The organism is Rhodococcus sp. (in: high G+C Gram-positive bacteria), from assembly GCF_049286785.1.
Taxonomy (GTDB): domain Bacteria; phylum Actinomycetota; class Actinomycetes; order Mycobacteriales; family Mycobacteriaceae; genus Rhodococcus_F.
In genome coordinates this window covers 1-6,350 of sequence record NZ_JBAQEO010000442.1, presented here as the reverse complement: position 1 = coordinate 6,350, position 6,350 = coordinate 1, and the positions used below count along the sequence as shown (strand labels likewise).

The window sequence follows — 6,350 nt, the reverse complement described above, 5'->3', positions numbered from 1 at the left end:
TGGTCGACACCTGGGGCCGCACTCGCCGCATGCACAACGGGTACGGGCCCACGGAGACCACGATCACGTCGAGCATCAGTGCCCCGATGCGCCCCGGTGACGACGTGAACATCGGCGACCCAGGTGTCGGTTTCGGCCTACTGGTCCTCGACGAGTTCCTGCAGCCGGTACCGGTCGGGGTTCCGGGCGAGCTGTACATCGCCGGTCCTGGTCTGGCGCGTGGGTACCACAACCGGCCGGCGCTCACCTCGGAGCGTTTCGTCGCCTGCCCGTTCGGGGAGACCGGCCGGCGGATGTACCGTACGGGCGATGTGGTGCGGTGGCGTGGGGACCGCACCCTCGAGTACATCGGCCGCACCGACTTCCAGGTGAAGGTCCGCGGGTTCCGCATCGAACTGGGTGAGATCGACGCCGTTCTGGCCCGGCATCCGGCGGTGGCGTTCGCGGCCACGATCGGGCACACCGGGCCTTCGGGAGACACCCTGCTCGCCTCCTATGTCCGGACCGTCGAGGGACACGACCTCGAGCCTGCGGAGTTGCGTACCTTCGCCGTCGAGCGGCTGCCCGCGCACATGGTGCCGTCCGCCGTGGTCGTTCTCGACGAGGTCCCGATGACTCCAGTCGGCAAGCTCGACCGCCAGGCTCTGCCGGCACCCGAATTCGGGTCGACCGGCGCAGCATTCCGGGCGCCCACGACGGCCACCGAACGGGTCATCGTGGAAGCCTTCGCCGAAGTACTCGGCGTCGATCGGGTGGGCACCGCCGACAGCTTCTTCGATCTCGGCGGCAACTCGATTGTGGCAACCCGGCTGGTGACGCTGCTGCAGGAGCGTCTGGGACGGCACATTCCGTTGCAGTCGATGTTCCTGGATCCGACACCTGCCGGACTGGCCTTGCGGATCGATGCCGAGAAGCCGGTGGAAACGGCCGTCGACGAGGCGTTGAACGTGGTCATCCCACTACGGCCCACCGGGGAGAAGCCGCCGTTGTTCTGTGTCCATCCCGGCATCGGCCTCTCATGGGGATACGCAGGACTTCTGCAGCATCTGTCGCAGGACCGCCCGGCATTCGGGTTGCAGTTGCCGGTCATCAGCGGCGGTCCGATGTTCGAATCGATCGAGCAGCTGGCCCACCGGTACGTGACGGAGATCCGCCGCGTGCAAGCCCACGGGCCGTACCATCTGCTCGGATGGTCACTCGGCGGCATCATCGCCCATGCGATCGCGGTGGAACTACGCAGGGAAGGCGAGTCCGTCGCAACCCTGGCCATCATGGACAGCTACCTGACGAATGATTCCGACACCGGTCCGGGCAGTCTCACCGTCGCGGAGCTGCTGCACGGGCTCGGACTCGAATCGGTGGCGGCCGACGACGAACTCACCTACGAACGTGCCGTCGAGCTGCTCGACGAGGCGTTCGGCCAGAAGACGGGGATCACTCCGCAACATCTCGAACGGATCAACGCCGGGTTCACGAACTCGGCAAGGATCATGAACAGTTTCCGCCCGCAGGTCTTCGACGGTGATCTGTTGTTCTTCACCGCGGCGGCCTCGCAATCCGAGCACGAACATTCGCCGGACGAATGGAGAAGCGCCGTCACGGGAGGTATCGAAGAAGTCAAGATCGAATGCGAGCACAACCAGATGATCGAGCCCGATGTTCTCGCGGTCGTCGGACCGGTACTCGAAAACTACCTGAGCATGCACTGAGCGACGGTGTGCTCGTGTTCCGTCCGACGTCCCCTCCGTGGTAACGGGTCGGCGGGGATTCCGATATCACGTGGGACGTCGGTCACAGTCACCTCTACCCATCTCTACCCATCGCGACCGATCTCGGACAGCTCGATCTGCATGCTGGAGGCTCCATGAGGCACACACAACGACGAAATCTGTTAGCCGGCGCGTTGGGCGCGGCCCTGCTGACAGGCGCGACGCTCGTCACAGCTGGAGGGGCCGCCGCGGCGCCCATGTATCCGGCTTCCGATCCCGACCCGTTCTACGCGCAGTCCCGGGGCGTCGATTCCCGTGCGGAAGGCGATCCGATCGCCGTGCGGCCCATGCCTGCGCTGCCCGCCTTCCCCGGAGCCGACATCTGGCAGGTCAAGTACCGCACGACCGATTCGCAGGAGCACCCGATTTCGTCGGTGACGACGGTGCTGGTGCCTCGAAACCGGCCTGTCGACGGACCTCTTCTGTCCTACCAGCACATCATCAACGCGCTGGGGCCGCGGTGTGCGCCGTCGCGCACCCTCTACTCCAACGATCCCGACGTCGTGATCCGTGAAGCCCCGGCACTCAACCTGGTGCTTCAGCGTGGCTGGGCGGTGGCGCTTCCCGATCACCTCGGCCCCAACAGTGCGTACGGCGCCGCGAAGCTCGGCGGCGTGATCACACTCGACGGGATCCGCGCGGTCCAGCGTGTACCCGAATTGAACCTCGCGGAGAGCCCCGTGGCGCTTGCCGGTTATTCGGGTGGCGGCATGGCTTCCGCGTGGGCGGCCGCGCTCGCGCCGACCTATGCCCCGGAACTGAACATCGTGGGTGTGGCGGAGGGGGGCGTCCCCATGAACATCGGCAAGATGGCGAACGGTCTGGGTAGTCAACCGCATCCCGCGTTCGGTCTCGCCATGGCGGCGGCCCTCGGGCTCGAACGCGAGTACCCGAATCGGCTGCCGATCAGCGAGCAACTCAACGACCGCGGACTCGCGATGCGCGGTGAGATCGCCGATGCGTGCACCAACGGAATCCTCGCCGCGGGAGCGGGACTCAGCGTGACGGAGGTGGCCAGGACCACTGATCTGATGAGCAGTCCGCAGGCATGGGAAGTGTTGAACGAGAACAGCGTCGAGCTGTATCCGGGCGTTCCGACGGCGCCGATCTTCGAATGGCACAGCCCGACGGATGCGCTCATTCCCGTCGATTCGATCGAGGCGACGATGGCGCGGTACTGCGCAGCCGGAGCCAGGGTGCAGTCCGAGTTGTTCCCCAGCCCCGACCACCTCACCACGGCCGTTCTCGGACTGCCGTCCGCGCTGGACTATCTCGATGCCCGCTTCCGAGGCGAACCGGCGCCGAGCAATTGCTGAACGAACGCGGATTCCGTTCTGCCTGAACAAGGTCAGCGTTTGAGTTGCCTGGTCCGGGGGTAATACAAGTCAATGCACCCCAGGGCACGCACCGCGGTGGTGACGGGAGCCGATTCCGGAATCGGACAGACCGTCGCAATGGCGCTCGCGGAAGACGGTTTCCACCTCGGTCTGGCCTACGCGGAGGACCGGTGCGGCGCCGAGGAGCTGGCCAGGAAGGTCCGGGCCACATCGTCGCGGGCGACCGTACGGCAGATGGATCCGGCAGGTGTGCCCGAATCCGCCGCCGCCGTCGACGAGTTCGCTCAGGAACTGGGCGGTATCGAGGTGCTCGTCAACTGTCCGGGCAGCACCGCCGTGGAATGCATACAGCGCGGTGTCCGATACATGATCGCCGGCGGTGCTGGGGGACGAATTGTGAACATCACGACCGCGTCGGCACCGGGGGGCCGGCTGACCGGGCTGCTCTCCACGGAACTTGCACGGTACTCGATCACGGTGAACTCCGTGGTGGTGCCGGACATGGGGGTAGACCTCGAACATTCCGCGTGCAACGACCGTGAGGCCGCTGCGGTCACGGCGTATCTCGCGGCGCCGGCCGCCGCGTTCGTCACCGGCGCAGCGTACTTCGTCGACGGTACGCGGCTCACTGTCATGCCTCACAGCCTCGTCGACACGCGCGACCGCCCGCGCCCACGGAGGATAGCGCGTCGATTCCTCACCTACACGGGGCGGTGGACGCCCAGTCGGTGGATGAGATGAACTACCGATCGGGCAGTAGATCGTCCAGCCGAATCGGCACCTTCCGGACCCTGATGCCGGTGGCGTGACAGATCGCGTTCGCCACCGCGGCGGCGGCACCCACGATGCCGATCTCACCGGCCCCCTTCGACCCCATTGCATTGGCGTGCTCGTCCACATCGTCGAGACACACCGCGTCGATGTATCGCGCGTCGGCGTGGGTACTGATGTGGTATTCGGCGAGGTCCTGGGTGACGACGTGGCCGAAACGAGGATCGGTGACGCTGTCCTCGTGCAGGGCCATCGACAGTCCCATGATCATGCCCCCGACGAGTTGGGAGCGAACCGTGCGCACGTTGATCACCCGGCCGATCGCGAATACCCCGAGCATCCTCTCCACCCGGATCTCGCGGGTATCCCGGTGGACATGGACCTCCGCGAAATGTGCGCCGAACGAGTGCAGGGCATAGTTCTCGGAGTCAGGATTGTCGGGCGTGCCGGCGCTCGCCTGCGCGCCGGGTTCCGGGCTCGGGCCGTGGGTCTCTCGAAAGACCCGTGCCGCGGCAACGATCGCGCTGCCCCAGGAACTGATTCCGGTCGAACCTCCCGCGACGGACGCCGAGGGAAGGTCGGTATCCCCGATGTGCACGGCGATCGCGTCGAGCGGGCAGCCCAGTGCGTCCGCGGCGATCTGCGTGAGCGCCGTCCACGTACCGGTACCGATGTCGACCGAACCGATCTGCACCGAATAGACGCCGTCCGCACCGTAGACGATCCTGGCGACCGAACCGGGGGAGGTGTTGGCGGGATAGGTGGCTGCCGCGACTCCGATGCCCACCAGCCATTCGGAGTCCGACCGTTCCCCGGCGGTGACGTCGCGATCTGCCCACCCGAACAGGCCTGCACCCTCGCGCAGACAGTCGACCAGTCGGCGGCCGGACCACGGAAGGCCGGACTCCGGGTCGAGCGACGGTTCGTTCCGGATGCGTAGTTCGATCGGATCCAGGCCACACGCCTGTGCGAGTTCGTCCATCGCGACCTCGGCCGCATACATCCCGGGCGTTTCGCCCGGCGCCCGCATCCAGGACGGGACCGGAACGTCGAGGGCGGCGAGGCGGTGCGAGGTGTACCGGTTCGGCGACGAATACATCATCCGGGACGGGACGGCTGCCTGTTCGGCGAACTCCTTGATCTTCGCGGACTGTGTGATCACCTCGTGGGAAACGGCCGTCAGGTGCCCGTCGGCGTCGGCCCCCAGACGAACGTGCTGACACGTGGGTGTGCGGTACGCGGACAGCGAAAACATCTGTCTGCGGGTGAGCGCGAACTTCACCGGACGGCCGTTCGTCCGTTGCGCCGCCATGACGACCAGCACGTTGTGCGCATGTGGGAGTCCCTTGGACCCGAATCCGCCACCCACGTGGGGTGCGATCACCCGCACCTGTTCGGGTTCCAGCCCGAACAGCGGTGCCAGCGTTCTCCGTACCGAGTGCACACCCTGCGCAGAGTCGTACAGCGTCAGCACGGGACCCACGCCGCCGGTGGTGTCGCCGCGTTCGTGCCACTGCGCGATGGATGTGTGCGGCTCCATCGGGTTGTTGTGTTCCATGGCGGTCGCATAAATCTGGTCCACCGTGAACGACGCAGCCGACAACGCCGATTCCACGTCGCCCTCTTCGGTATCGGTGGGAAACCCTGCATTGACGTCCTCGGGCGCGTACAGGTCATCGCGGCCGGAACGGAACTCGGTATCGTGGTCCCATTCCTCGTAGTCGACACAAATCAATCCCGCTGCATGGCACGCAATTTCGGGTGTCTCGGCGATCACTGCGCCGACGAACTGGCCACGGAAGTGGACCTCGGTGTCCTGCAGAATTGTGAACTCACCGTCGGAGGTGTCGGCCAGCCGGGGAGCGTCGAACACGCTGAGGATCGCCACGACACCACCCAGCGCCTCCGCGTCCGCGGTGTGCACGGCCGTGACCCGCCCGCGGGCCGTCGTGGACAGGATCGGATGCAGATAGGTCGGATTGTCGACCGGGTGTTCGAACGCGTACAGGGCTGTGCCCGTGACCTTGTCATGGCCGTCCACACGTTCGGTGGCGGTCCCGATCACTTTCGGTTCGAGAAGAGTCATTGTTCGACCTGCCCATGTTCGACCTGCCCGGTGAGGGAACGGAGCATGCTTGCGAGAACTCGACGAGTGAGCGCCACCTTGAACTCGTTGCCCGGTAGGGGATGCGCCTCGGCGAGTTCGATCTCCGCCGCCTCCGCGAACACGTCCTCGGACGGCGGGGAGCCCACGAGGACCTCCTCGGCGCGCACGGCCCGCCAGGGCCGGTGCGCCACTCCGCCGAGCGCGATGCGGGCGGAGGTGATGCGGTCCGCGTCGACCACGATTTCCGCCGCCACCGATACCAGGGCGAATGCGAAGGCAGCCCGGTCCCGCACCTTGCGGTACGCCGCGTGATTGCCGGGAGGCGGAGCGGGCAACTCCACTCCGGTCACGAGTTCACCATGGACC

The 6,350-nt window shown here is 66.3% G+C and carries 5 protein-coding genes; 3 read left to right on the top strand and 2 right to left on the bottom strand.

Annotated elements, in window-relative coordinates; all coding sequences use genetic code 11:
* From WAW17_RS16120 to WAW17_RS16110, 3 genes are all read left to right on the top strand, one after another.
* Window positions 1-1,709 (top strand): thioesterase domain-containing protein (locus tag WAW17_RS16120; protein ID WP_422333953.1); only part of this gene is annotated, 1,709 nt, incomplete at its 5' end.
* 155 nt (window positions 1,710-1,864) lie between these two features.
* Window positions 1,865-3,085: a lipase family protein gene (locus tag WAW17_RS16115; RefSeq protein WP_422333952.1), complete on the top strand. Its 1,221-nt coding sequence runs from the start codon at window positions 1,865-1,867 to the stop codon at window positions 3,083-3,085.
* A 72-nt stretch (window positions 3,086-3,157) separates the two neighbouring features.
* Window positions 3,158-3,847 (top strand): SDR family NAD(P)-dependent oxidoreductase, encoded by a 690-nt coding sequence (locus WAW17_RS16110; RefSeq protein ID WP_422333951.1) that lies wholly within the window; start codon window positions 3,158-3,160, stop codon window positions 3,845-3,847.
* Between the two features lies 1 nt (window position 3,848).
* On the opposite strand, the gene WAW17_RS16105 is transcribed toward WAW17_RS16110, so the two are convergent.
* Both WAW17_RS16105 and WAW17_RS16100 read right to left on the bottom strand, forming a co-directional pair.
* Window positions 3,849-5,963, bottom strand: coding sequence for a xanthine dehydrogenase family protein molybdopterin-binding subunit (locus WAW17_RS16105; RefSeq protein ID WP_422333950.1), 2,115 nt, complete (start codon window positions 5,961-5,963; stop codon window positions 3,849-3,851).
* A partial coding sequence (locus WAW17_RS16100; RefSeq protein ID WP_422333949.1) for an FAD binding domain-containing protein occupies window positions 5,960-6,350 on the bottom strand: 391 nt, incomplete at its 5' end. The genes WAW17_RS16105 and WAW17_RS16100, both read right to left, overlap by 4 nt.